The organism is Streptomyces malaysiensis subsp. malaysiensis (genome assembly GCF_040653035.1).
Classification (GTDB): Bacteria; Actinomycetota; Actinomycetes; order Streptomycetales; family Streptomycetaceae; genus Streptomyces; species Streptomyces malaysiensis.
Genome location: NZ_JBEZNG010000007.1, coordinates 317,817 through 341,009, shown reverse-complemented (window position 1 = coordinate 341,009; position 23,193 = coordinate 317,817). Strand labels below are relative to the sequence as shown.

Annotated in this window: 19 protein-coding genes; 9 read left to right on the top strand and 10 right to left on the bottom strand. The window is 73.2% G+C overall.

The annotated features are described in order from the left end of the window. Positions 1–38: 38 nt before the first annotated feature. Positions 39–1,046, bottom strand: a complete 1,008-nt coding sequence (locus AB0E24_RS17485) for a hypothetical protein (RefSeq protein WP_069860661.1) — start codon at positions 1,044–1,046, stop codon at positions 39–41. 273 nt (positions 1,047–1,319) lie between these two features. Between AB0E24_RS17485 and AB0E24_RS17480 the strand changes: the two genes are divergently transcribed. From AB0E24_RS17480 to AB0E24_RS17470, 3 genes are read left to right on the top strand one after another with little or no spacing between them, the layout of a single operon-like run. Next, entirely contained in the window at positions 1,320–2,816 is a 1,497-nt protein-coding gene (locus tag AB0E24_RS17480; protein ID WP_359377945.1) for an FGGY family carbohydrate kinase, read from the top strand. Positions 2,817–2,866: 50 nt separating this feature from the next. Beyond that, positions 2,867–4,309 carry an NAD(P)/FAD-dependent oxidoreductase gene (locus AB0E24_RS17475; RefSeq protein ID WP_359377943.1) on the top strand — a complete coding sequence of 481 codons (1,443 nt, stop codon included), beginning with the start codon at positions 2,867–2,869 and terminating at the stop codon, positions 4,307–4,309. Further along, a complete protein-coding gene (locus tag AB0E24_RS17470) occupies positions 4,306–5,562 on the top strand; it encodes an NAD(P)/FAD-dependent oxidoreductase (RefSeq protein ID WP_359377940.1) in 1,257 nt (418 codons plus the stop codon). The genes AB0E24_RS17475 and AB0E24_RS17470 overlap by 4 nt, the downstream gene beginning before the upstream one ends. A gap of 7 nt (positions 5,563–5,569) precedes the next feature. Here AB0E24_RS17470 and hslR read toward each other — a convergent pair whose 3' ends face one another. Further along, positions 5,570–5,959: an Hsp15 family ribosome-associated heat shock protein gene (gene hslR / locus AB0E24_RS17465; RefSeq protein ID WP_069860665.1), complete on the bottom strand. Its 390-nt coding sequence runs from the start codon at positions 5,957–5,959 to the stop codon at positions 5,570–5,572. Positions 5,960–5,989: 30 nt separating this feature from the next. Between hslR and lpdA the strand changes: the two genes are divergently transcribed. Then, on the top strand, positions 5,990–7,390 hold the full coding sequence (lpdA, locus tag AB0E24_RS17460) for a dihydrolipoyl dehydrogenase (protein ID WP_079260136.1): 1,401 nt from the start codon (positions 5,990–5,992) through the stop codon (positions 7,388–7,390). 72 nt (positions 7,391–7,462) lie between these two features. After that, positions 7,463–10,123 carry a SpoIIE family protein phosphatase gene (locus AB0E24_RS17455; protein WP_435865293.1) on the top strand — a complete coding sequence of 887 codons (2,661 nt, stop codon included), beginning with the start codon at positions 7,463–7,465 and terminating at the stop codon, positions 10,121–10,123. 42 nt (positions 10,124–10,165) lie between these two features. Here AB0E24_RS17455 and AB0E24_RS17450 read toward each other — a convergent pair whose 3' ends face one another. The 6 genes from AB0E24_RS17450 to AB0E24_RS17425 form a co-directional block, all read right to left on the bottom strand. After that, positions 10,166–11,164, bottom strand: a complete 999-nt coding sequence (locus tag AB0E24_RS17450) for an MBL fold metallo-hydrolase (protein WP_359377934.1) — start codon at positions 11,162–11,164, stop codon at positions 10,166–10,168. A gap of 132 nt (positions 11,165–11,296) precedes the next feature. Then, positions 11,297–12,799: a glutamate synthase subunit beta gene (locus AB0E24_RS17445; RefSeq protein ID WP_359377931.1), complete on the bottom strand. Its 1,503-nt coding sequence runs from the start codon at positions 12,797–12,799 to the stop codon at positions 11,297–11,299. Positions 12,800–12,837: 38 nt separating this feature from the next. Then, positions 12,838–13,896, bottom strand: coding sequence for an NAD(P)H-dependent flavin oxidoreductase (locus AB0E24_RS17440; protein ID WP_093701695.1), 1,059 nt, complete (start codon positions 13,894–13,896; stop codon positions 12,838–12,840). After that, positions 13,896–14,636: a CoA-transferase subunit beta gene (locus tag AB0E24_RS17435; protein ID WP_206334061.1), complete on the bottom strand. Its 741-nt coding sequence runs from the start codon at positions 14,634–14,636 to the stop codon at positions 13,896–13,898. The genes AB0E24_RS17440 and AB0E24_RS17435 overlap by 1 nt, the downstream gene beginning before the upstream one ends. Further along, on the bottom strand, positions 14,633–15,496 hold the full coding sequence (locus AB0E24_RS17430) for a CoA transferase subunit A (protein WP_343076953.1): 864 nt from the start codon (positions 15,494–15,496) through the stop codon (positions 14,633–14,635). The genes AB0E24_RS17435 and AB0E24_RS17430 overlap by 4 nt, the downstream gene beginning before the upstream one ends. A gap of 6 nt (positions 15,497–15,502) precedes the next feature. Further along, positions 15,503–16,258 carry an enoyl-CoA hydratase family protein gene (locus tag AB0E24_RS17425; RefSeq protein WP_079260141.1) on the bottom strand — a complete coding sequence of 252 codons (756 nt, stop codon included), beginning with the start codon at positions 16,256–16,258 and terminating at the stop codon, positions 15,503–15,505. Between the two features lie 78 nt (positions 16,259–16,336). Between AB0E24_RS17425 and AB0E24_RS17420 the strand changes: the two genes are divergently transcribed. From AB0E24_RS17420 to AB0E24_RS17410, 3 genes are all read left to right on the top strand, one after another. Continuing rightward, the gene (locus tag AB0E24_RS17420) at positions 16,337–17,152 is read left to right on the top strand and encodes an SDR family oxidoreductase (protein WP_069860672.1); all 816 of its coding nucleotides are present in this window, start codon (positions 16,337–16,339) and stop codon (positions 17,150–17,152) included. A gap of 1 nt (position 17,153) precedes the next feature. Beyond that, the gene (locus AB0E24_RS17415) at positions 17,154–18,068 is read left to right on the top strand and encodes an SDR family oxidoreductase (RefSeq protein ID WP_359377925.1); all 915 of its coding nucleotides are present in this window, start codon (positions 17,154–17,156) and stop codon (positions 18,066–18,068) included. Positions 18,069–18,200: 132 nt separating this feature from the next. Further along, the gene (locus AB0E24_RS17410; RefSeq protein WP_232564898.1) at positions 18,201–19,379 is read left to right on the top strand and encodes a serine hydrolase domain-containing protein; all 1,179 of its coding nucleotides are present in this window, start codon (positions 18,201–18,203) and stop codon (positions 19,377–19,379) included. Here AB0E24_RS17410 and AB0E24_RS17405 read toward each other — a convergent pair. Beyond that, positions 19,289–20,482 (bottom strand): SGNH/GDSL hydrolase family protein, encoded by a 1,194-nt coding sequence (locus AB0E24_RS17405; RefSeq protein WP_079152799.1) that lies wholly within the window; start codon positions 20,480–20,482, stop codon positions 19,289–19,291. The two genes, AB0E24_RS17410 and AB0E24_RS17405, sit on opposite strands and share 91 nt — an antisense overlap. Before the next feature lie 169 nt (positions 20,483–20,651). After that, entirely contained in the window at positions 20,652–22,154 is a 1,503-nt protein-coding gene (locus AB0E24_RS17400; protein WP_359377921.1) for a CehA/McbA family metallohydrolase domain-containing protein, read from the bottom strand. 256 nt (positions 22,155–22,410) lie between these two features. On the opposite strand from AB0E24_RS17400, the gene AB0E24_RS17395 reads away from it, so the two are divergent. Next, entirely contained in the window at positions 22,411–23,184 is a 774-nt protein-coding gene (locus AB0E24_RS17395) for a PE-PGRS family protein (RefSeq protein ID WP_359377918.1), read from the top strand. The last annotated feature ends 9 nt before the right edge of the window (positions 23,185–23,193 follow it).

The following is a 23,193-nucleotide window of genomic DNA, read 5'->3' as shown; positions in this document are numbered from 1 at the left end:
GGGGAGTGGTGACCGGGAGCGCCGGGGAGGACCCCGGGTCAGCCGGTGGCCCCGGGTCTCGGCCCACGGGCGCCGGCCAGCGAGCGGACCCGGGCGCGAAGAAACATTTCTTCAGCCAGTGCGCGGTCGGCGGAGTCGCGGGTGCGATAGGCCCAGGGGAGCGGGGTGAAGTACGGCCCCAGCACCTCGAAGACGCGGGCCGCGTCGGTGAACAGCAGCGCACCCCACAGGGCGTGCGCCAGATGGTTGAGATCCAGCAGTGAACTCGTCGCGACATCCGCGTGGTCGAACCAGCCGTGCAGTGCCTTCCGGGCGTCACGGGTGGCGTCCTCGGTGGCCCAGTGAAGGTCGAGCGCCTTCTCATAGCCCCGTTCCTCGCGGTACCGCTCGACATGTACGTACAGCGGCAGCACCTGTACGGCGGACCCCTCGGGCGCGCCCGAGACCACCCACTGCACGAAGTTGACCGCCTCGGCCAGCGAACCCCCGGCCCGCCGTGCGTACACGAACTGGAGCATCCGGTGGTACGCCTCGCGGTTGTACGGATCGCGCCGGTCGGCCTCCGCCAGCAGCCCCCAGGGCCCGGGGAACAGCAGCGGACCGGGCGGGGGCACCCGATGCTCCTCCTGCCGCTGCCCCTTGTCCAGCTGGGCCAGGGCCAGCAGACACACCCAGGGCACCGGATCCGCCGGGGAGTGGTGCGCGGCCAGCTGGCAGGACTGCCACGCCTCCCGCCACAGCTCCCGGGTGCGGCGGTGTCCCTCGCGGTGCGCGCGCACCGCGCGTTCCACCCCGACCCGGGTGTGCATCACCAGCGCCGCGACACTTTGCGGCTCCTCGGTCCGCCACGCGTCCACCACATTGGATCCGGCGGCGGCCGTGGCCAGCACCTGGGTGCGCTGGGTCCACAGGGCCCAGGTGGGAGTCTCCGCGAGCAGATTGCGCATCGATATCCAGCGCCCGGTGCGCAGATCCTGGAGCGCGATGCGCAGTCCGCCGTCATAGCCCGCGGGGTGGTACACGGGGCGGAACTCTTCCTCGGGCATCGGATGACTTTCGTACGGAGCTGACGTACCGGACGCGGGAGAACGATGGGCCTGGGGGATGGTTGCAGGGATCTTATAGTCCCGCCGGGCCCACTCGGGAACGGGGGACCGCGGGCGGTGCCCGGACGGGCCGTCTTGACGCCCGTACCGCGGCTGCATCAGGCTTTCCGGCAAGATCCCCGCGCACCGCCCCGAGCCCGAAACGATCCACCCTTCCCGGGCGGAGTACACCCGTCCCGGCGAAGAACACCCGTCCCGAGCGAAGAACCGGACATGCTGCCTGCTGAGCGTCGCCACCGCACCCCGGCCGACCCCGCGACCGGTCCGGTCCTCGCCGTCGACCAAGGCACCTCGGGCACCAAGGCGTTGGTGCTCTGCCCCGAGCGCGGGGTGATCGGCTCCGCCGAGGTCGCCGTGCGCCCCCGCTATCTGCCCGACGGGCTGGTCGAGGTCGATCCGGCCGCGTTGCTCACCTCGGTCATCGAGGCCGGGCGCCAGGCCCTCGCGGTGGCGGGCGAGCCGGTCGTGGCGGTCGGGCTGGCCAACCAGGGTGAGACCGTGCTGGCCTGGGACCCCGTCACGGGAGAGCCGCTGACCGACGCGCTGGTCTGGCAGGACCGGCGGGCGCGGACGGTGTGCGAGGAGCTCGCGCCGCACGCCGAGACGCTGCGCGAACTCACCGGACTGCCGCTCGACCCGTACTTCGCGGCGCCCAAGATGGCGTGGATCCGGCGCCATCTGACCGGCGAGGGCGTGGTCACCACCAGCGACGCCTGGCTGGTCCACCGGCTCACCGGCGCCTTCGTCACCGACGCCGCCACAGCGGGGCGCACCGGCCTGCTCGACCTGGACCGGGTCGCCTGGTCCCCGAAGGCGCTGGAGCTCTACGGGCTGACCGCCGAGCGGCTGCCCAGCGTCGTCGACGCCGCCGGGCCGTTCGGCACCACCACGGCCTTCGGCGGCGAGGTGCCGCTCACCGGCCTCCTCGTCGACCAGCAGGCCGCCCTGCTGGCGCAGCGGGTGACCGAGCCGGGGACCGCCAAGTGCACGTACGGAACCGGCGCCTTCCTCCTCGCCCAGACCGGGGACCGGCCCCGGCGCGGCTCCCATGGCCTGGTCTCCTGCGTGGCCTGGCGGTTCGGCGGGCGCACCAGCTACTGCCTGGACGGGCAGGTGTACACCGCCGCCTCCGCGGTGCGCTGGCTCAGCGACCTGGGGGTGATCCAGGGGCCCCAGGACCTCGACCCGGTCGGGCGCGCCGTGCCCGACACCGGGGGAGTCACCTTCGTACCGGCGCTCGCCGGGCTCGCGGCGCCGTGGTGGCGCGGCGACCTCAAGGGCTCGCTGACCGGGCTCGGCCTCGACACCACCGCGGGGCATCTGGTGCGCGCCCTGTGCGAGGGCATCGCCGCCCAGGTGGTGGAGATCGCGGAGGCGGCCGCCTCCGATCTGGGCGCGCCGCTGACCGTTCTGCGGGTCGACGGGGGGCTGACCCGCTCGGCGCTGCTGATGCAGACCCAGGCCGATCTGCTCCAGCGGCCCGTGGAGGTTTCGGCGCTGCCGGACGTCACCGCGCTGGGCGTGGGCGCGGCCGCGCGCATGGGACTCGACCCGGACCTGACGGCCGAGGACGCCGTCCCCGCGTGGCGGCCCGCCGCCGTCTACGAGCCGCGGATCAGCGCCGAGCGGGCCGCCGAGCGACTGGCCGGCTTCCGTTCGGCCGTGGCCGCGCTGCTGGACCAGGCGCCGGCCGCCGCCGCCCAGGACTGAGGGTCACCCGCGCACCAGGAGCCGTGTCCACCACCGAGCAAGGGACCGCAATGACCGTTACGACCACGGGGGACCTCCCCGACGAGGTCCACGACGTGGCCATCGTCGGCGCCGGGGTGGTCGGCACCGCCATCGCCCGCGAGCTGGCCCGGTACCGGCTGCGGATCGCCCTCGTCGAGGCGTCCGACGACGTCGGCAACGGCACCTCCAAGGCCAACACCGCGATCCTGCACACCGGTTTCGACGCCACCCCGGGCACCCTGGAGGCCCGTCTGGTGCGCGAGGGCTACCAGCGGCTGACCGCCTACGCCGCCGAGACCGGCATCCCGCTCGAACCGCTCGGCGCGCTCCTCGTCGCCTGGGACGAGGAGCAGCTCGCCGCGCTGCCGGTACTCGCCGAGAAGGCCGCCCGCAACGGCTACGACGAGACGAGCGTCCTCGACGCGGACGCCGTCTACGCCCGCGAACCCCATCTGGGACCCGGCGCCCTCGGTGCGCTCGAAGTCCCCGGGGAGAGCATCATCTGCCCCTGGACCACGACCCTCGCCTACGCCACCCAGGCGGTGCGCGCGGGCGTCGACCTGCATCTGAACTGCCCGGCCGGGGCCATCACCACCGGCGGGGACCACCATGAGATCGCCACCCCGCGCGGGGTGCTGCGCACCCGTCACCTGGTCAACGCCGCCGGGCTGTACTCGGACGAGATCAACCGGCGGCTGGGCCACGAGGAGTTCACCGTCACCCCGCGCCGCGGCCAGCTCATCGTCTTCGACAAGTTCGCCCGCGGCCTGGTCGACCGCATCCTGCTGCCGGTGCCCACCGCGCTCGGCAAGGGTGTGCTGGTGGCGCCGACCGTGTACGGCAATGTGATGCTCGGCCCCACTGCCGAGGACCTCGACGACAAGACCGTCACCGGATCGTCGGCCGACGGACTGGCATCGCTCCGGGAGAAGGGCGCGCGGATTTTGCCGGAGCTGCCGGCGGAGGAGGTCACCGCGGTCTACGCCGGGCTGCGCGCCGCCACCGAACACGGCGACTACCAGATCCACGCCGACCCCGGCCGCCGGTATGTCGCCGTGGGCGGCATCCGCTCCACCGGGCTCACCGCCTCGATGGCGATCGCCGCGCATGTGGTGGAGCTCCTCACCGACTGCGGACTGGACCCCGGACCCGAGCGGGAGATCGAGCCGGTGCGGATGCCCACCATCGGCGAGGCGTTCCCCCGCCCGTACCAGCGCGCCGATCTCATCGCCGCCGACCCCGCCTACGGCACCGTGGTCTGCCACTGCGAACGCGTCACCCGGGGCGAGATCCGCGACGCGCTGACCGCCACCGTGCCACCGGCCTCGCTCGACGGCATCCGGCGCCGCACCCGGGCCCTCGGCGGGCGCTGCCAGGGGTTCTTCTGCGGCGCCGAGGTACGCGCCCAGTTCGAGGCGGCCACCGCGGCCCGGGACCGGACGGCCCAGGACCGGACGGAGGCCCGGCGATGACCCCCACCACCGACCGTACCCACCGCACCGTCGACGTACTGGTCATCGGCGCCGGACCGGCCGGGCTCGCGGTCGCCGCGCGGCTGGCCGCCGCCGGGGTGGACCGGGTCGAGGTCCTCGACCGCGAACAGCACGCGGGCGGCGTTCCCCGCCACTGCCACCACACCGGATTCGGACTGCGCGATCTGCGCCGGGTGATGACCGGACCCGACTACGCCCGCCACCACATCGCCGCCGCCATCCGCGCCGGGGCGGTGCTGCGCACCGGGGTCACGGCCACCGGCTGGGCGGCGCCGAGGACCGTGGACATCACCGGCCCCACGGGCCTGGAGCGGATCACCGCCACGGCCGTCGTGCTGGCCACCGGCGCCCGGGAACGCCCGCGCAGCGCCCGGCTGGTGCCCGGCACCCGGCCGGCGGGCGTCCTCACCACCGGACAGCTCCAGCAGGCCGTCTATCTGCACCACCAGAGCGTCGGCCGCCGCGCCGTCATCGTCGGCGCGGAGCGGGTCGGCCACTCCGCGGTGGACACCCTGCGCCGGGCCGGCGCCGAGGTCGTGGCCATGGTCACCGACCAGCCCCGCCACCAGACCCATCCGGCGCACCACCTCGGCACCCTGCTGCGCCACGGCATTCCGCTGGTCACCGACGCCACCGTGGCCGAACTGACCGGCCGAGGGCGGCTGGAGAGCGTACGGCTGCGGCACCGGGACGGGCGGACCGCGGCCGTCGCCTGCGACACCGTGGTGTTCACCGGCGACTGGATCCCCGACCACGAGCTGGCCAGAAGCGCCGGGATCGCCCTCGACCCCGGCACCCGGGGCCCGGCGGCCGACGCCGACTTCCGCACCGCGGAACCCGGGGTCTTCGCCGTGGGCAATCTGCTGCACCCCGTCGAGACCGCCGATATCGCGGCCCTCGACGGCCGGTTCGCCGCCGCTCCCGTGCTGCGCCATCTCACCGGTGTGCCATGGACCCCGGGAGCGCTGCCCGTACGCGTCGCGGCGCCGCTGCTGTGGGTGTGGCCCAACCGCATCGCCCCGGACGGGCCGCCTCCGCCGCGCGGCAGGTTCACCCTGCGCACCACGCGGTTCCTGACCCGGCCGGTGCTCACCGTCGTCCAGGACGGCCGCACACTGCACCGCGGCCGCCTGCGCCGCACCGCGGTGCCCAACCGGCCGTTCCACCTGCCCGCCGGTTGGCTCGCCGGGGCCGCCGCACACGGCGGCCCCGTACACATCACGGTGGACTGACCGGCACTCAGCCGAGGTCGCCCGGCGTACCGCGCAGCCGCTCCATCTCGCGCCGGTCGCGCTTGGTGGGGCGGCCCGTGCCGCGGTCGCGCAGCCCGATCGGCACGGTGTGCTCGCGCGGCGGCGGAGGCGGGCTGTTGTCGACGAAGCACTCCGCGGCCACCGCCGCGCCGACCCGTTTGCGCACGACGCGCGAGACCACCACGATCCGGTCGCGCCCCGCATGGCGCAGCCGCACCTCGTCACCGGGCCGCACCGCCTGGGCGGGTTTGACGCGCTCTCCGTTGACCCGGACGTGCCCCGCGCGGCAGGCCGAGGACGCCATGGAGCGCGTCTTGGTCAGCCGCACGGACCAGATCCAGCTGTCCACCCGTACGGACCCCTCGTCTGAAGCCATACCCCGACTCTAATGTCTAAGGTGCGACGCATGAGCGCACATTTCGACGTGGTGGTCCTGGGAGCCGGGCCGGGTGGCTATGTCGCCGCGATCCGCGCCGCCCAGTTGGGCCTGACCACGGCCATCGTCGAGGAACGCTACTGGGGCGGCGTCTGCCTGAACGTGGGCTGCATCCCGTCCAAGGCCCTGCTGCGCAACGCCGAGCTGGCGCATCTGTTCATCCATGAGGCCAAGAACTTCGGCATCCGGGTGAACGGCGATGTCACCGTGGACTATCGCGACGCGTTCGAGCGCAGCCGCAAGGTGGCCGACGGACGGGTCAAGGGCGTCCACTATCTGATGAAGAAGAACAAGATCACCCAGTTCGAGGGGCGGGGCGGCTTCACCGGACCGCATGAACTCCAGGTCGCCCGCTCCGGCGGCGGCACGGAGACGCTCACCTTCGACCACTGCGTCATCGCCACGGGCACGATCACCAATCTGCTGCCCGGCACCTCCCTCAGCGAGCGGGTGGTGACCTACGAGGAGCAGATCCTCTCGCCCACCCTGCCCGGCAGCGTCCTGATCGCGGGCGCGGGAGCCATCGGCGTGGAGTTCGCGTACATCATGCACAGCTACGGGGTGCAGGTGACGCTCGTGGAGTTCCTGGACCGGATCGTGCCCCTGGAGGACGAGGAGGTCTCCACCGAGCTCACCCGCCGCTTCCGCAGGCTCGGCATGAACATCCTGACCTCCACCCGGGTGGAGGCGATCAACGACGCCGGCCCCGCGGTCAAGGTCATGGTGACCACGGGCGGCCAGCGGCAGACCCTCCAGGCCGCCCGGGTGCTCCAGGCCATCGGGTTCCGGCCGAGGGTGCACGGATACGGGCTGGAGCACACCGGCGTCCGGCTGACCGAACGGGGCGCCATCGACGTCGACGGCCGGTGCCGCACCAATGTGCCGCACATCTTCGCCATCGGCGATGTCACCGCCAAGCTGATGCTGGCACACGCCGCCGAGTCCATGGGCCTCGTCGCGGCGGAGACCATCGCCGGGGCGGAGACCATGGAGCTCGACTATGTGATGATCCCGCGCGCCACCTTCTGCCAGCCACAGATCGCCAGCTTCGGCTGGACCGAGGCCCAGGCCCGGGAACGCGGCTTCGACGTCCGGGTGGCGAAGTTCCCGTTCACCGCCAACGGCAAGGCCCAGGGGCTCGGCGACCCCGTCGGCTTCGTGAAGCTCATCAGCGACGGCCGCCACGGTGAGCTGCTGGGCGGCCATCTCATCGGCCCCGAGGTCACCGAGCTGCTGCCCGAGCTCACCCTCGCCCAGCAGTGGGATCTCACCGTGCACGAGGTGGCCCGCAACGTCCACGCCCATCCGACTCTCGGCGAGGCGGTGAAGGAGGCCGTCCACGGGCTCGCCGGACACATGATCAATCTGTGACCGCGGACGCTCCCACCCCGGCCGCCACCAGGTGTGCGACCCGGGGATCTGCGTTAGACAGAGCATGTGAAAGTGCGCTCGGCGCTGAGCTCGCGCAGTGTCGGCGGGCAGGTGTTCGCGCTGATGCTGATCATCGTGACGCTCCTGGTGCTCGCCGCGGGGGCCACGCTGTCCCTCCAGGCGCGCGGCAGCCGGGACGGCCAGGCCCGGGGCCGCGCCCTGACCGTGGCGCGGACCGTCGCCGTCGCCCCCGGCGTGCGGGAGGCGCTGGAGTCCCGCGACCCGGCCAGGACCCTCCAGCCCTACGCCGAGAAGATGCGGCACCGGACCGGTGTCGACTACATCGTGGTGACCACCGCCCAGGGCATCCGGTGCAGCCATCCGAATCCGAAGCTGATCGGCAAGCGCTTCGACCGCGGCCTGTACCCGGCCACGGCGGGCCGGGCCTTCACCGACACCACCCCCGGCGTCACCCGCCCGGCCGCCTCGATCCGCGCCGCGGTGCCGGTCACCGACGCCCGGGGCCGGGTGATCGGCGTCGTCAACGCCGGGGTCTCCATCCCCTCCGTGGCCCGCACGGTCGGCCGCCAACTGCCGGTGATCTACGGCTCCACGGCGCTCGCCCTGCTCCTCGGCGCGGGCGGCGCGGCGCTCGTGGCCTGGCGGCTGCGGCGCCAGACCCACCGGCTCGGCCCCGCCGAGATCACCAGGATGTACGAACACCACGACGCCGTACTGCGCTCGGTCCGGGAGGGTGTGCTGATCCTCGACGACGAGGAGCGGCTGCTGCTCGCCAACGACGAGGCGCTGCTCCTGCTGGGCCTCACCCACGACGCGGACGGACGGCGGATCACCGATGTCGGCCTGCCCACGGGCATCGCCCGACTGCTCGCCTCCGGACGTACCGCCACCGACGAGGTGTACGAGGTCGGGAACCGGCTGCTGGCGGTCAACCAGCGCCCGGCGGAGCGGGGTGGACAGCCCTGGGGCAGCGTCGCCACCCTGCGGGACACCACCGAGCTGCGCGCGCTGACCGACAAGGCCGACCGGGCGTACGCCCGGCTCCAGCTGCTGTACGAGGCCGGCGTCCGCGTGAGCAGCAGCCTCGACATGGAGGGGACCGCCCAGGAACTGGCCCGGGTCGCCGTGCCGCGCTTCGCCGACTTCGCCACCGTCGATCTGCACGAGGCCGTGCTGCGCGGCGAGGAGCCGGGCGAGCGGGACTCGCCGCTGCGCCGGGCCGGCTTCAGCGGCGTCCGGGACGACCCTCCGCTGCGCCGGGTCGGCGAGCGCGTCTCCGCCCACCCCCTCACCGAGCGGGCCGGCGGCGGCATCGGCAGGGCGCGTGTGTTCGCCGTGAGCGAGCTGCCGTCCTACTCCGACTGGGTGCCACAGGACCCGGAGCGGCTGGGCTGGGTGATGCAGTACGGCATCCACTCACTGCTGACCGTGCCGCTCAGCGGGCGCGGCGTCCGGCTGGGCCAGGTGGCGTTCTGGCGCTCGGGGAACACCCCGCCGTTCGACGAGGAGGACCGGTCCTTCGCCGAGGAGCTGGCCGGTCAGGCGTCCGTCGCCATCGACAACGCCCGCCGCTACGCCCGTGAGCACGCCACCACCCTGGCCCTCCAGGAGAGCCTGCTGCCGCGCGGCCGCCCCGAACAGCAGGCCGTCGTCGCCGCCCAGCGCTATCTGCCCGCCCCCGCCGGGGTGCGGGGGGACTGGTTCGACGTCATCCCGCTGTCGGGGGCCCGGGTCGCCCTCGTCGTCGGCGATGTCGTCGGCCACGGACTGCACGCCGCCGCGACCATGGGCCGGCTGCGCACCGCCGTGCGCAACTTCTCCGTCGTGGACCTTCCCCCCGATGAGCTGCTCGCCCGGCTCGACGACGTGGTCGACCAGCTGGACCGGGAGGAGACCGCCCTGGGCCCCGGGGCCGCCGGGGCCGGCTGTCTGTACGCGGTCTACGACCCGGTCTCCCGGCACTGCACCCTGGCACGGGCCGGTCAACCGCCCCCGGCCCTGGTCCGTCCCGACGGCTCCGTGACCTTCCTCGACCTCCCCGCCGGGCCGCCGCTGGGACTCGGCGGACGGCTCTACGAGGCGACCGAGATGGAACTGCCCGAAGGCAGCCGCCTCGTTCTCTACACCGACGGGCTGGTCCAGGACCGGGAACGGGATATCGAGACCGGGCTCGCCCAGCTGCGTGACGCCCTCACCGACGCCGACCCCGACCCGGAGCGGGCCTGCGACACCGTGATGGCCGCCCTGCTGTCGCCGCGCCGCACCGACGACGTCTGTCTGCTCATCGCCCGCACCACCGCGCTGGACGCGCGCCGGGTGGCCTCGTGGGAGCTGCCGGCGGACCCCGAGGTGGTGTCCCGGATGCGGGCGGCCGTCGCCCGCACCCTGGCCGACTGGAACCTGGAGGAGGCCGCCTTCACCACCGAACTGGTGGTCAGCGAGCTGCTCGGCAACGCCGTCCGGCACGCCGTCGGCCCGGTGCGGCTGCGGCTGCTGCGCAACCGGGCGCTGATCTGCGAGGTCGCCGACGGCAGCACCACCGCACCGCATCTGCGCCGGGCGGCCATCACCGACGAGGGCGGCCGCGGGCTGTTCCTCGTCGCCCAGATGGTCCAGCGGTGGGGCACCCGCTACACCAGCAAAGGCAAGATCATCTGGACCGAGCAGGATCTTCCGCCCGAGCAGCGCCCCCTGCCGGTGACCGGTCTGTGACGACCGGGCCCCACCGGGGCCGGGGGCCCGCCGCCGGGGCGATCAGACCGCGGTCGACGGTGCGCTCTCGCGCCGCTCCCATGCCACCTGGGCGAGATCGGCCATGGTGGCCACCAGATCCGCCGCCTCGTCCGAGCCGTTCAGATGCCGGTACTCCGAGCCCACCGTGACCACCAGCCGCTCGGGCAGGCCCAGCGCCGGATAGGTGTTCTCGGCGATCAGGGTGCGGGCCGCCTCCAGGGCCGGTACCCCCGCCGTGTGCAGCTCCCGGGTGCGGTCCCGGAGGTGCTCCAGATAGGCGATATGGCCGTGGACCCCCTCCCGGTCGAGGACCGGCCCATGGCCGGGGACGATCACCTCGGCCCCGGTCGCGAGCACCCGCTCACACGCGGAGATCACATTGTCCAGCGGCCCCGCCCAGTGCACCACGTGGTCACCTGGGTCCTGAGGGCCGGAGGCGAAGATGACATCGCCGGTGAACGCCACCTTCTGCACCGGCAGATACGCCATCAGATCGCCCGCGGTGTGTGCGGACGGCAGGCTGAACAGCCGCACCGGCACCTGGCCCACGCGCAGGTCGAGCTCGCCCATGAAGGTGAGCGTCGGCTCGATCACCTCGGTGGCGGACCAGTCGAACCGCCCGAAGTGCCGCTGGAGGTACCACCCGAGCGGGGTCGCCGGATCGCTGCCGTGCACCAGGGCGTGCAGCTGCTTCGGCGAGGGCTCGTACTCGATATGGCCGAGCGCCTCACGGGTGGCGACGATCTCCGCGTCCGGTACGACCTCCGCGCCCCACAGGTGGTCGCCGTTGGCATGGGTGACGATCACCCGCTCGATCCGGCCCCCCTCGGGCAGCAGTGCGCGGCTGCGCTCCAGGAAGTCACCGGCCATCCGCCGGTCGTAGGGGCTGTCGATCCAGGCGGCGTGGCCGTCGGGCGAGACGATCAGACCGCAGTTGGCCAGGCCCCACCCGGCGCTCGGGGTGGGGGACCAGATGTGCACACCGTCGGCGACGGTGAGGAGGGGCGATTGCGAGATCATGGACGCACACTAATCCCCGCGCCGTACGCCCGCGGCAGGCGGCCCGGACTCCGGACACCGGTGTCCGGGTGTTCCGGTGTTCAGCGGCCGGTGCCGGTCACCGGGCCGCCGGTCCCCCGGTCCGTCAGGCCGTCAGGCCGTCATCGGGCGGTCGGCCGGTACGACCGGCGCCGGGAGCGTCGTGGAGCCCGCCAGATAGCGGTCCACGGCGGCCGCGGCGGAGCGCCCCTCGGCGATCGCCCAGACGATCAGCGACTGGCCACGGCCCGCGTCGCCCGCCACGAACACCCCGTCCGCGCCGGTGGCGAAGGACGCGTCGCGCGCGAGGTTGCCGCGCCGGTCGAGCTCCAGCCCCAGCTGGTCGAACAGCCCGCCGTCCCGCTCCGGGCCGCGGAAGCCGAGGGCCAGCAGCACCAGATCCGCCCGGAGCACCCGCTCCACGTGCGGCCCGGACCGTCCGTCGGCGCGGGACCCGATCAGCCGCAGCGCCCGGATGCCGCCGTGCGGCCGCTCCGCGTCCGGTGCGGTTCCCTCGAAGCGGACGGTGGTGGCGGAGAAGACCCGCGCGTCCACATCCGCCTCCGGAGAGGCCGCCAGCTCCCGGGCCTCCTCATGGGCCGCGGACATCCGGTAGATCTTGGGGTAGACGGGCCAGGGCTCGCCATCGGCCCGCTCGTCGCCTGGCCGGGGGTGGATGTCCAGCTGGGTCACGGAGGCGGCGCCCTGCCGCAGCACGGTGCCCAGACAGTCGGCGCCGGTGTCCCCGCCGCCGACGATGACCACATGCTTGCCCTCGGCGCTGATCGGCGGCCGGTCGTAGTCGCCCTCCCGCACCCGGTTGGCCATCGGGAGATACTCCATCGCCTGGTGGATACCGGCCAACTCCCTTCCCGCCACGGGGAGTTCGCGCCGGGCCCGCGCGCCCACGGCTATCACGAGCGCGTCATAGCGCGCCCTGAGCTCGGCGGCGTCCATATCGGTGCCGACGTCCACATCGGTACGGAACTTGGTGCCCTCCGCGCGCATCTGCTCCAGCCGCCGGTCCAGATGGCGCTTCTCCATCTTGAACTCGGGGATGCCGTAGCGGAGCAGTCCGCCCACCCGGTCGTCGCGCTCGTACACCGCCACGGTGTGCCCCGCACGGGTGAGCTGCTGGGCCGCGGCCAGCCCCGCGGGCCCCGAGCCGATGACGGCGACGGTCCGGCCGGTCAGCCGCTCCGGTGGCCTGGGGGTCACATAGCCGCTCTGCCAGGCCCGGTCGGCGATGGCCACCTCGACGTTCTTGATGGTGACCGCCGGCTGGTTGATGGCCAGCACACACGCGCTCTCGCAGGGGGCCGGGCACAGCCGGCCGGTGAACTCGGGGAAGTTGTTGGTGGCGTGCAGCCGCTCGCTCGCGCGCAGCCAGTCGTCACGGGAGACCAGGTCGTTCCACTCCGGGATGAGGTTCCCCAGCGGGCAGCCCTCATGGCAGAACGGTATGCCGCAGTCCATACAGCGGCCCGCCTGGGCGTTGATGATCGGCAGCAGTCCGCCGGGCGCGGCGACCTCGTTCCAGTCCCGCACCCGCTCGTCCACCGGACGGCGGGGCGGAAGGCGACGGGGTGTGGTGAGGAAACCCTTGGGGTCGGCCATGACGACCTCCCATTACCCGTGTCATGGTCTGGCCGCTTTCACCCCACTGTACGACCGCTGGTCAGCCGGTCCAGGGTCCCGGTGGCCTCCGCCATGATCCGGTCCACCAGATCCGCGCACGAGGGCAGATCCTCGATCACACCGGCCACCTGACCGGAGGCCATCACCCCCGTGTCGGTGCGGCCGTCCACCATCGACGCCTTCAGCAGCATCGGGGTGGTGGCGGCCAGCAGCACCTGGCTCCAGCCGAGGTCCTTGCCGTGCCGCATCGCCAGTCCGTCACGCACCATCCGCGGCCAGCTCAGCCCGGCCAGCCGCCGGAACGCGGCGGCGTGGCGCACGGCGCGCAGCAGCGCGGCGGCGCGGCCGGAGCGTTCGAGGGAGTCGACCAGCTCGCTGCGGAGCATCCGGTGGGGAAGCCCGTCCACCGCCGTGGTGACGGTGACATCGGTGACCGCCGCCGCCAGATAGCGGGCCTTGACGGCGTCCGGGACGGTGCTGTCGGAGGTGAGCAGGAAGCGGGTGCCCATGGCGATCCCCGCCGCCCCGTAGGCGAGCGCGGCCGCCAGCCCCCGTCCGTCGTGGAAGCCGCCCGCGGCCACGACCGGGATGTCCACCGCGTCCACGACCTGGGGGAGCAGCACGGTGGTGGCCACCTGCCCGGTGTGGCCGCCGCCCTCCGAGCCCTGCACCACCACCGCGTCCGCGCCCCAGCCCGCCACCTTCTCGGCGTGGCGCCGGGCGCCCACGGACGGGATGACCACCACGCCCGCGTCCTTCAGCCGGTCGATCAGCTCGCGCCTGGGGGCCAGCGCGAACGAGGCCACCCGCACCCCCTCCTCGACGATGATCCGCACCCGCTCCGCCGCGTCCCCGGCGTCGGCGCGCAGATTGACGCCGAAGGGCGCGCCGGTACGGGCGGCGACCTCGCGGACGGCCGAGCGCAGCCGCTGGGGCGACATGGTCGCGGAGGCCAGGATGCCCAGCGCCCCGGCGTTCGCGACGGCGGACACCAGCCGGGGCCCGGCCACCCACCCCATGCCCGTCTGGACGATCGGATGGCGCACCCCGACGAGGCGGGTCAGCGGGGTGTCCATCAGGACGGCACCTCCCGTTCGCGGGCCCCCTCCGGGTCGATGACCTCCCGGATCAGCCGCAGCTCGGCGGGGGTCGGCTCCCGGGTGCGCGGAACGTCGTCGGCGATGTCGAGGGGGAAGCCGGTGGCCTCCCGCACCGCCTCGGCGGTCACCCCCGGGTGCAGGGAGCGCACCCGCAGGGTGCGGCCCGGCGTGGCGAAGTCCATCACCGCGAGATCGGTCACCACACACCGCAGCTGATGGAAACGGGCCGCGGCCGGCCCCGCGGCCGCCACCCGGTCGTAGCCGACCCCGCACACCATGTCGACACGTTCGACGAAGACCCGCCGCGAATGCCGGGGCACCCAGTAACTCGTGGGGTTGTTCAGGGTGTTGACCGGCGCTCCCCGCACCCCCAGCAGCTGCCGGCTGGGCCGCTTCCAGTCACCGACACAGCTGATGTTCTGGTTGCCGTGGCGGTCGAGCTGGCTCGCGCCCATCATCACATGGCGCCGGCCGGCGGTGACCAGCGCCAGATGCGCCCGGTACGGCAGCCACCCCTCCACCACCTCCGGATCGTCACCGACGATCAGCGCCTCGCCGTCCGTCAGCAGCAGCTCGGGCGCGAAGGTGAGCCTGGCCAGCCGGGCGCCGACCCTGGGCACCGCGCCCATCGGGGCGGCCAGGATCTCCCCGTCGCCCCGCCACGCCTCGGCACAGGCCACCACGCAGTACTCGGCCCGGGTCACCCCGCCGGTCATACGCCCTCCCTTCCGAACGCCGCCACCGCGGCCCGGTACCGCTCCTCGTCCCCGGACAGAAACCGCTCGGTGAACTCCCGCCATGCCCCGGGGTCGGCGGCCGCCTTGGCGTACGCGCTCTGGAACGCCTCGTCCCGTCCGTAGTCGGGGGCGCAGGAGGTGAAGTGCGCACCCCGCGGGGCCTCGATCACACCGGTCACCGCATGCCGTTTGACCAGCAGCGTCTGCGGACCGCCCGCACCGGCGAACTCGGCCGTGGGGACCACGCGTTCACAGGAGAGATACGCCTCGGCCGCCGCCTCGCAGAACAGGTCGTCGAAGTACGGATCGGGCCCGAGGTACTGGCCATTGCCCTGTGCGTCCGCCCGGTTGAGGTGCACCAGCGCCACATCCAGCCGCAGCGCGGGCACCGCCACCAGCTCCTCGCCGTCCTCGTACGGCGAAGTCACCGTCCGCAGCCCGGGGTTGACCGTCATGACGTCCGAGCCGAGCCCGGCGCGGATGGGCAGGAACGGCAGCCGGTGCACCGCGGCGGTCAGCCCCCACATCATCATCGCCTCGTCCAGCTCGGTCAGTTCGAACTCCCCCCGCTGGCGCGCGGCCCGGAAGTGCGGCTCCAGCGGGATCGAGTCGAGCGTCGCGAACGCCGTCACCAGTTTGCGGATCTTCCCGGCGGCGGCCAGCAGCCCGACGTCGGGGCCGCCGAAGGAGACCACCGTCAGATCGGTGACGTCCGACCGCAGCAGGGCGCGGACCAGGGCCATGGGCTTGCGCCGTGAGCCCCAGCCGCCGATGCCGACCGTCATACCACCGCGGATCCGGCCGACGGCCTCCTCGGCCGTCATCGTCTTGTCGGCCAACGCCGCTCACCCCTTCCCGTTGCTTCCGGCGATGAACGCGTCGCGGTGCCCGTCCGACAGGCCCGCCAGATTGGCCTCGAAGGTGAAGCCCTGCTCGAAGCGGTAGCTGCGGCGCACATCGACCGGGTCGATGCCGTTGATGGCCGCCTTGGCCAGGCGCAGCAGCGCACCGTCCTTGGCGGCGATCTCACCGGCCAGCTCCAGCGCCGCCTCCCGCAGCTCCGTGCGCGGCACGACCCGCCACACCGAGCCATGGCGGCGCAGCTCCTCGGCGGTCGCGGTGCGCGAGGTGTAGTACAGCGCGCGCATCAGATGCTGCGGCACCAGCCGGGCCAGATGGGTGGCCGCGCCCAGCGCGCCGCGGTCCAGCTCGGGCAGGCCGAACGTGGCGTCCTCGCTGGCCACGATCGCGTCGGCGTTCCCGGCGAGACCGATGCCGCCGCCCAGGCAGAAGCCGTGCACGGCGGCGACGACCGGGACCGGGCAGTCGTAGACGGCGGCGAACGCCTCGGCACATCCGTGGTTGGCGCCGATGAGCGCCGTATGGCCCTCGGCCGCCTGGATCTCCTTGATGTCCACGCCCGCGTTGAAGCCACGGCCCTCGGCGGCCAGGACCACACAGCGCACCGACGGGTCGGCGCCCGCGGTGCGCAGCGCCGCGGCCAGTTCGTACCAGCCCCGTACGGGGAGGGCGTTGACGGGTGGGAAGTCCATGGCGACCAGACGGACGCCGGTCGCCGGGGCGGAGGTGGAGACACCCATGAGCAGATCCGCTACCTTTCCACCAAACATTTGTTAGGTAGAAGGTAGCAGCGCTCATCGCACAGCGGGAGGTGTCTCGTGGCCGTCACCATCGATCTCGCCGGGCGCGTGGCCGTCGTCACCGGCGGCACGCGGGGTGTAGGAGCGGGGATCACTCGGGCCCTGCTCACCGCCGGGGCCGAGGTGGTGATCTGTGCGCGCCGCCCACCCGACAAACCCATCGAGGTGGACGGGCGCACGGCGCGCTTCGAATCGCTCGACATCCGGGACGTGGACGCGGTCGCCGCGTTCTTCGCCGGGCTGCGCCGCTCCCACGGGCGGCTCGACCTGCTGGTCAACAACGCCGGAGGAAGCCCCTACGGACTGATCGCCGAGGCCGGGCAGCGCCGCGCCGCCCGTATCGTGGAACTCAATCTGATCGCTCCCATGACCGTCTCCCTGAGCGCCTACGAGCTGATGCGCCATCAGGAGGGCGGCGGCTCGATCGTGATGATCGGGAGCGTCAGCGGCACCCGGCCGTCCCCCGGCACCGGACCCTACGGAGCCGCCAAGGCGGGGCTGGAGAACCTCGCCCGCACCCTGGCCGTGGAGTGGGCCCCCGCGATCCGGGTCAACACCCTCGTACTCGGCATGGTCCGCACCGAACTGTCGCATCTGCACTACGGGGACGAGGAGGGCATCGCCGCCGTCGGCCGGACCGTGCCGCTCGGGCGGATGGCCGAGCCCGTCGAGGCCGGTGACGCCTGTGTGTTCCTCGCCTCCGGGCTGGCCGGGTACATCAGCGGCGCCAGCATCGCCATCCACGGAGGCGGGGAGCGCCCCGCGTTCCTCGACGCCGCCAACGTCAACCAGCCGGCCCCCGGCGCCGGCCGGGCAGAACCACGGGAGGACTGAGATGAGCGGACTGTGCGACGGGCGCGTCACCGTCGTCACCGGAGCGGGCCGCGGCCTCGGGCGGGCGCATGCGCTCGCCTTCGCCGCCGAGGGCGCGAAGGTCGTCGTCAACGACCTCGGCGTGGCCCCGGACGGCGCCGGGGCGTCGGCGGGCCCGGCCCAGGAGGTGGTCGAGGAGATCCGGGCCGCGGGCGGGGAAGCGGTGGCGCACGGCGGGGACATCGCCACCACCGGTGGCGCCGCCTCCCTCATCGCCACCGCCCTCGACGCCTACGGCCGGCTGGACACCCTCGTCAACAACGCCGGATTCCTGCGCGACCGCATGCTCGTCAACCTCGGCGAGGACGACTGGGACGCGGTGATCCGCGTCCATCTCAAGGGCCACTTCCTGCCGCTGCGGCACGCCGCCGCCCACTGGCGCGCCGAGGCGAAGGCGGGTCGCACCCCGACCGCGCGGGTGGTCAACACCAGTTCCGGGGCCGGGCTGCTGGGCAGCGTCGGACAGGGCAACTACTCCGCGGCCAAGGCCGGGATCCTCGGCCTGACCTCGGTGGCCGCCGCCGAGTTCGGCCGCTACGGAGTCCAGGTCAACGCGATCGCCCCGGCGGCCCGCACCCGGATGACGGAGGCCACGTTCGCCGGTGCCATGGCCGCGCCGGACGACCCGGACGCCTTCGACGCGATGGCGCCCGGCAATGTCTCACCGCTCGTCGTCTGGCTCGGCTCGGCCGCCTGCGCCGGTGTCACCGGCCGGGTCTTCGAGACGGAGGCCGGGCGGATCACCGTCATGGAGGGCTGGCGGCCGGGCCCGACCGCCGACCGGGGCGCCCGCTGGACCCCGGCCGAAGCGGGCGAGGCGGCGCGGAAACTCCTCGCCGGGGCCGAGCCGCCACGACCGGCCTATGGGGCACCCTGACAGGCGGAGCGGCCCCCACAGGGTGGGGACAACCCCCGTAAGGCAGGGGCGGCAGCGGGATGGGAGCCCGGCGCGCACGGCGGCACGATGAACCACGAACGGCACAGGGGAACGAGGCGAGGAGCGAGGTTCGTGGGGATTCGGGGAAGGGCCGTGGCGCTGTGGGCGGGGATCGGCGCGGTGGCGGTGACGGCCACCGTCACCATCGCCACGGCCCAGGGGGAGCCGGCCGGGCCGTCGGCGCCGTCCGGCTTCGAGGAGGCCGTCGGCCAGACGGTGCGGGACGGCTTCCCGGGCGCGGTGGCCTACGCACGGCGCGGCGACGACGAATGGCGGACGGCGGCCGGGGTCGCGGACAAGGCGACCGGCGAACGGGCCCGGCCGGAGCAGCGGTTCCGGATCGCCAGCAACACCAAGGCGTTCGTCGCGGCGGTCCTGCTCCAGCTGGAGGGCGAGGGACGGCTCTCCCTCGACGACAGCGTGGAGAAGTGGCTGCCCGGCGTCGTCCAGGGGAACGGCAACGACGGTGAGGCCATCACCATCCGTCAGCTGCTCAACCACACCTCGGGGATCCACGACCCCACCACCGAAGCCTCCTTCTTCGCCCCCTATCTGGAGGACGGCGACCGGGACCACATCATCACCCCGCGCGAGGTGATCGCCCGCTCGGTCCGGCACCGGCCCGAGTTCGCCCCGGGGAAGGGCTGGTCGTACTCCAACACCAACTATCTGCTCGCCGGGCTGGTGATCGAGGCGGTGACCCACCGCTCGGCGCCCGCCGAGATCCACCGCAGGATCCTCGCCCCGCTGGGGCTGAAACACACCTCCTTCCCGGTGACCGACCCCGAGGTGCACGGCCCCCATCTGCACGGCTACGACCTGAAGGGCCGCGATATGACGCGGTTCAGCCCCTCCTACGACTGGACCGCCGGAGCCATGATCTCGACCGTCGACGATCTGGCCCGGTTCGAGCGGGCGCTCTTCGGCGGCACGCTGCTGCGCCCCGCCCAGCAGCGCGAGCTCACCACCCCGGTGGAGTTCCCCGACGCCCCCGCGTACGGACTCGGGGTGCAGCGCATGGAGGTGCCGTGCGACACCGGCGCGCGGCGGAAGGCCGACCCGCTGACCGCCTGGGAGACCGACGGCGCCGGACCCGGCTACACCAGCGTCTCCCTCACCACCGCCGACGGGGAGCGTCAACTCGTCCTCGCCGCCACCGTCTACGACCTCGCGGCCGAGCTCGAGGGCGAGCCGCCCGTACCGCGGAGCGAGGGGCTGCTGAAGGCGCGGACGGCGGTCCTGTGCGACTGAGCGCCGTCCGACGGCGGACAGAGCGCCGCCGGTATCGGCACACAGCCGGCCCGGCGCAGAAGGGTGGTGAAGCGCGAGGCGAGGACCGGATGGCCGGCGGCCGCGGGATGCAGACGGTCGGAGCCCTCGGGCTCCAGCATCAGCCGCGTACAGGCGGGGCCGAACACCTCGGGGCCGTGGAGGTGGTGCAGCCGTGTGTCGCCGTGGTCGCGCAGCAGCGTCACGGCGCGGCGGATATGCGCCCGGCACTCGCGCATCGTCAGCCCCGAAGGGCCCGGCACCTCCTCCCGCTCGGGCGCGGTGATCGTGGACATCACGGCGAACGGGGTCGTGGGATGGCCCTCGCGCACGGTGCGGACGAAACCGACGAGCGCCGAGACCAGCGCGTCGCGGTTGTGGCTGCCGAGCGCCTGGACGTTGGCCCCGACACAGAGGGTGAGGAGATCGGCCGGCAGATCCCGCATCAGCCGCGCGGTCATGGGCTCCAGACAGCTGGACGCGCCCAGGGCCAGCGAGGTGAGATCCCATCCGGCCCGCCGGGCCACCAGGGCGGTCCAGGTCCGGCTGGGGGACGCGGCGCCCCGACCCTGTGAGATGGAGCTGCCGCAGTGGACCCAGCGTGGCTGCGACCCCGGGCCGTCATCCTCCAGGGCCGCGCCCGCCGCCACGGACAGTCCGCGCAACCGGAACTGATGGTAGAACGGCAGCCACAGCTCGACCGTCGCCATCCGACCCGGCAGCCCCTCGCACCGGAACTCCGCGTCCCCGCCGTGGGTTTCCAGCTCCACGGTGGCGGCCCGCCGCCCGTCGCACAGCACATCGAGGCGCGCCCGCTCCCCGGGCCCGTTCAGCCTGGGCGCGGGGTCGGCCTGGTAGCGGCAGACGAGGGAGGCGCTGTCGGTACGCAGCGCCACGCGCACCCCCGACGGCATCGCGGCCCGCCCCAGCCCGCCCTCCGGCAGATACAGCGCGGCCTCCGCACGCGGCAGCCGCCACGGCGCGGTCCACCCGGGGCCACGCTCCAGGGACACCGCACCCCGGTAGCGCAGCCGGGGGTCGTCATGGCGGATGTCGAACGCGGCACGGGCGGGTCGGGTCTGCATGGCCGTGAGTCTGACACCCGCCTCCGACACGTCCGCTGAAGTGGTGCCTCCGCCGAATCCGATCGGCGGAGGCACCAGGCTTCGCGCTCCGCGTGGCGTCATCCGGCTCCGTCATACGCGGATCGGACCGCACAAGCGGTCGCGATTGGGCCCGAGTTGCCGCCAGGCCCTACCGGACGTGGACGAAGACCGGGTTCGAGTAGAACCACAGGTCCTCCCACGGGGACTCCTTGCCGTCGGCGAGCGGCTCGGCCTCGTCGGTGCTGGTGCCTCGGACGCGGGCGTACATATCGGTCTGCACATCGCGCAACGTGTGCTTGATGACGTAGTACTCGCCCTGCTTGCGCCAGTCCCGGGGGCCGAAACGGCCAACCACCCTGGTGGTCGGGTTGGTGTGCGCGTCGAGGTCGGCGGACGGCCCGGTGATCTCGCCGACGATCAGGTCGACGCGCCGGACCTCCGGGCGGTCACCATTGTGGTTCACGCTGTCCAGCGGCCGGAACCTGATCTCGATCTCCACGTCGGTGCGCTGCCGGCGGCTCACCGTGATGGTCTCTCCCACGGCGGCCTCCTTGCCCTGGCCGCCGGCGGTGAGGTCGAGGCTGGTGATCAGGTCGCCGGTGGTGACCCAGATCCGGCCGTTGCGCAGGCCGTCCATGATGTCGGCGTAGTCCTGCCGGGCCAGTACGTACGTCTTGCTGTACTCACCGGGCCAGAAGTCGGAGCCGCCGCGCGTCCAGTGCACATGTGAGTCCGAGGTCGCGGTGATCCACCAACGCCGCCCCTCGGCGAGCAGCGAGTCCCACAGGCCGCCGACCCGGGCGGTCATCTGGTCGTAGCCGCCGTACGTCGGGTGGCTGCCGTAGCCGCCGCGGGCACCGCCGTTGAGCGGGCCCGCCTGGTGGCCGGGCGCGCCCTCGAAGCCGACGTAGACGTTGGGGGCGGCGTTGTTGCCGTTGCGGAACTCGCGCGGTGTGTCCTGTCCCCACACGCCCAGTCCGGTCGCCGAGCGGCTGGCGTGGTGGGCGATGACGAGGGGCTTCTGCCGCAGATCCTTGGCGTACTTGAGGAACTCGACCATCTTGGCCTCGGTGTCCCGGGCCGGGTCCTTGGGGAACGCGTCGAGCTTGGCGAACCTGCTCTCCAGGTCGTGGAGCATCTTCGCCTCGTCGTCGTGGCGCGGGATCATCAGCGTGTGATGGTCCATCGCCGGAGCGTCGAACTCCATGCCCCAGAACTGAAGCACCTCGGGCACCAGCCGGCGGGACCGCAGCAGATCGGGGTAAGCCTGCTCCAGATTCACCTTGGAGTGCGTCGGGCCGCCGTGGTCCGTGCACATCGCCCACGTCAGGCCGAAGTTCTTCGCCATGATCGCGTTGGTGACGATCGGGTACACCGCGTCGGCGCCCTTGATGAACTTCGGCGGGTTCGTCGAGGTGTCGAACTCGCCGCTGTACTCCGAGTGCACATGGTGGTCACCGGCCCGCCATACTCGTCCGCGGGAATCCCCGCGTCTCTCGCGGTTGCCCTCGGCGCGATCGTCATCCCGCGCCCATGCCGCGCCACCGCCGACCATCGGGCTCGCTGCCGCCAGGGTTGCCCCGACACCTGCGTACTTGACCAGTTGACGCCGTGAAACCCGCGAACGCTCACCGTCTTCGATGTCCTTCAAGGCAACTCTCCTCGACTCGGCGGCTGGTGTGTCCGATCAGGTGCAGTGTTCGATGACGGGGCGAATCCCCGATGAACAAAGCCGTCCGAGCTGATTAAGGTCAGGTCCGCCCACCCACGGTGACGTGCCCAAGACCTACCGGCGCCGCCCCGGTCGGCGGGCGGCACCCGGACCCGGCGGGCAGGCCCCGTCACCGTGGATCTGGTCGCGGACTTCCGTGGCCCCGGGTGTCCCGCGCTTCTGCCCCGCTGAGACGATGAGCGGCATCATGCGTGCGGGGCAGATGCTCAAGACGGTGCGTGCCGCGGTGTTCGCGGTGGTCTGCGTGCTGCTCACCGCGCTGGGGCACGTGGTGATGTCCGGTGTTCCGGTGCCCTTGCCGGCCTTGCTGGGCGCCTTGGCGGCGACGGCCGCCGTGGCATGGTGTTTCGCCGGCCGGGAGCGCGGTCCGGTCGCGGTGGGGCTGCTCACCGTGGGCACACAGGCGGCGCTGCACACCGCGTTCTCGTTCGGCCAGGCTCTGGACGGCGGCGGGTCCCGGCCGTCACCGGCCCAGCGCTGGGCCGCCGCCCTGCTGTGCGGGCCGGAACGGGCCTCGCTCTCCGGGAGCGAGGCCGCGCGAATGGTCCGGAGCACCGGGCTGAGCGGTCATCTCCACGACGCGGCCCCGGCCATGGCCGAGCATGGGCACCTTGGCGGCGGGATGGCCGGCCATATGGGCCGGATGCCCCATGCCATGGGGCACGACGCCATGCACGGAAACACGACCGGCATGGTGGCCGCGCACCTTCTGGTCGCCGTCCTGAGCGCATGGTGGCTGTGGGGCGGCGAACGGGCCGCCTTCCGGCTGGCGCGCACGGCGGCCGCCCGGTGGTTCGCACCGCTGACGGTCGTCTTCGGCGTGGTGATTCCCGAGGCTCCGCCGTCCGTCGGCGCGGTACGGGAGAAGCCGCGCCGCACCGCCCGCGAACCGCTGCTCGCCCACGCCATCTCCCTGCGGGGTCCTCCACCGCGACCGGCTGTCCGCTGACAGCCGGTC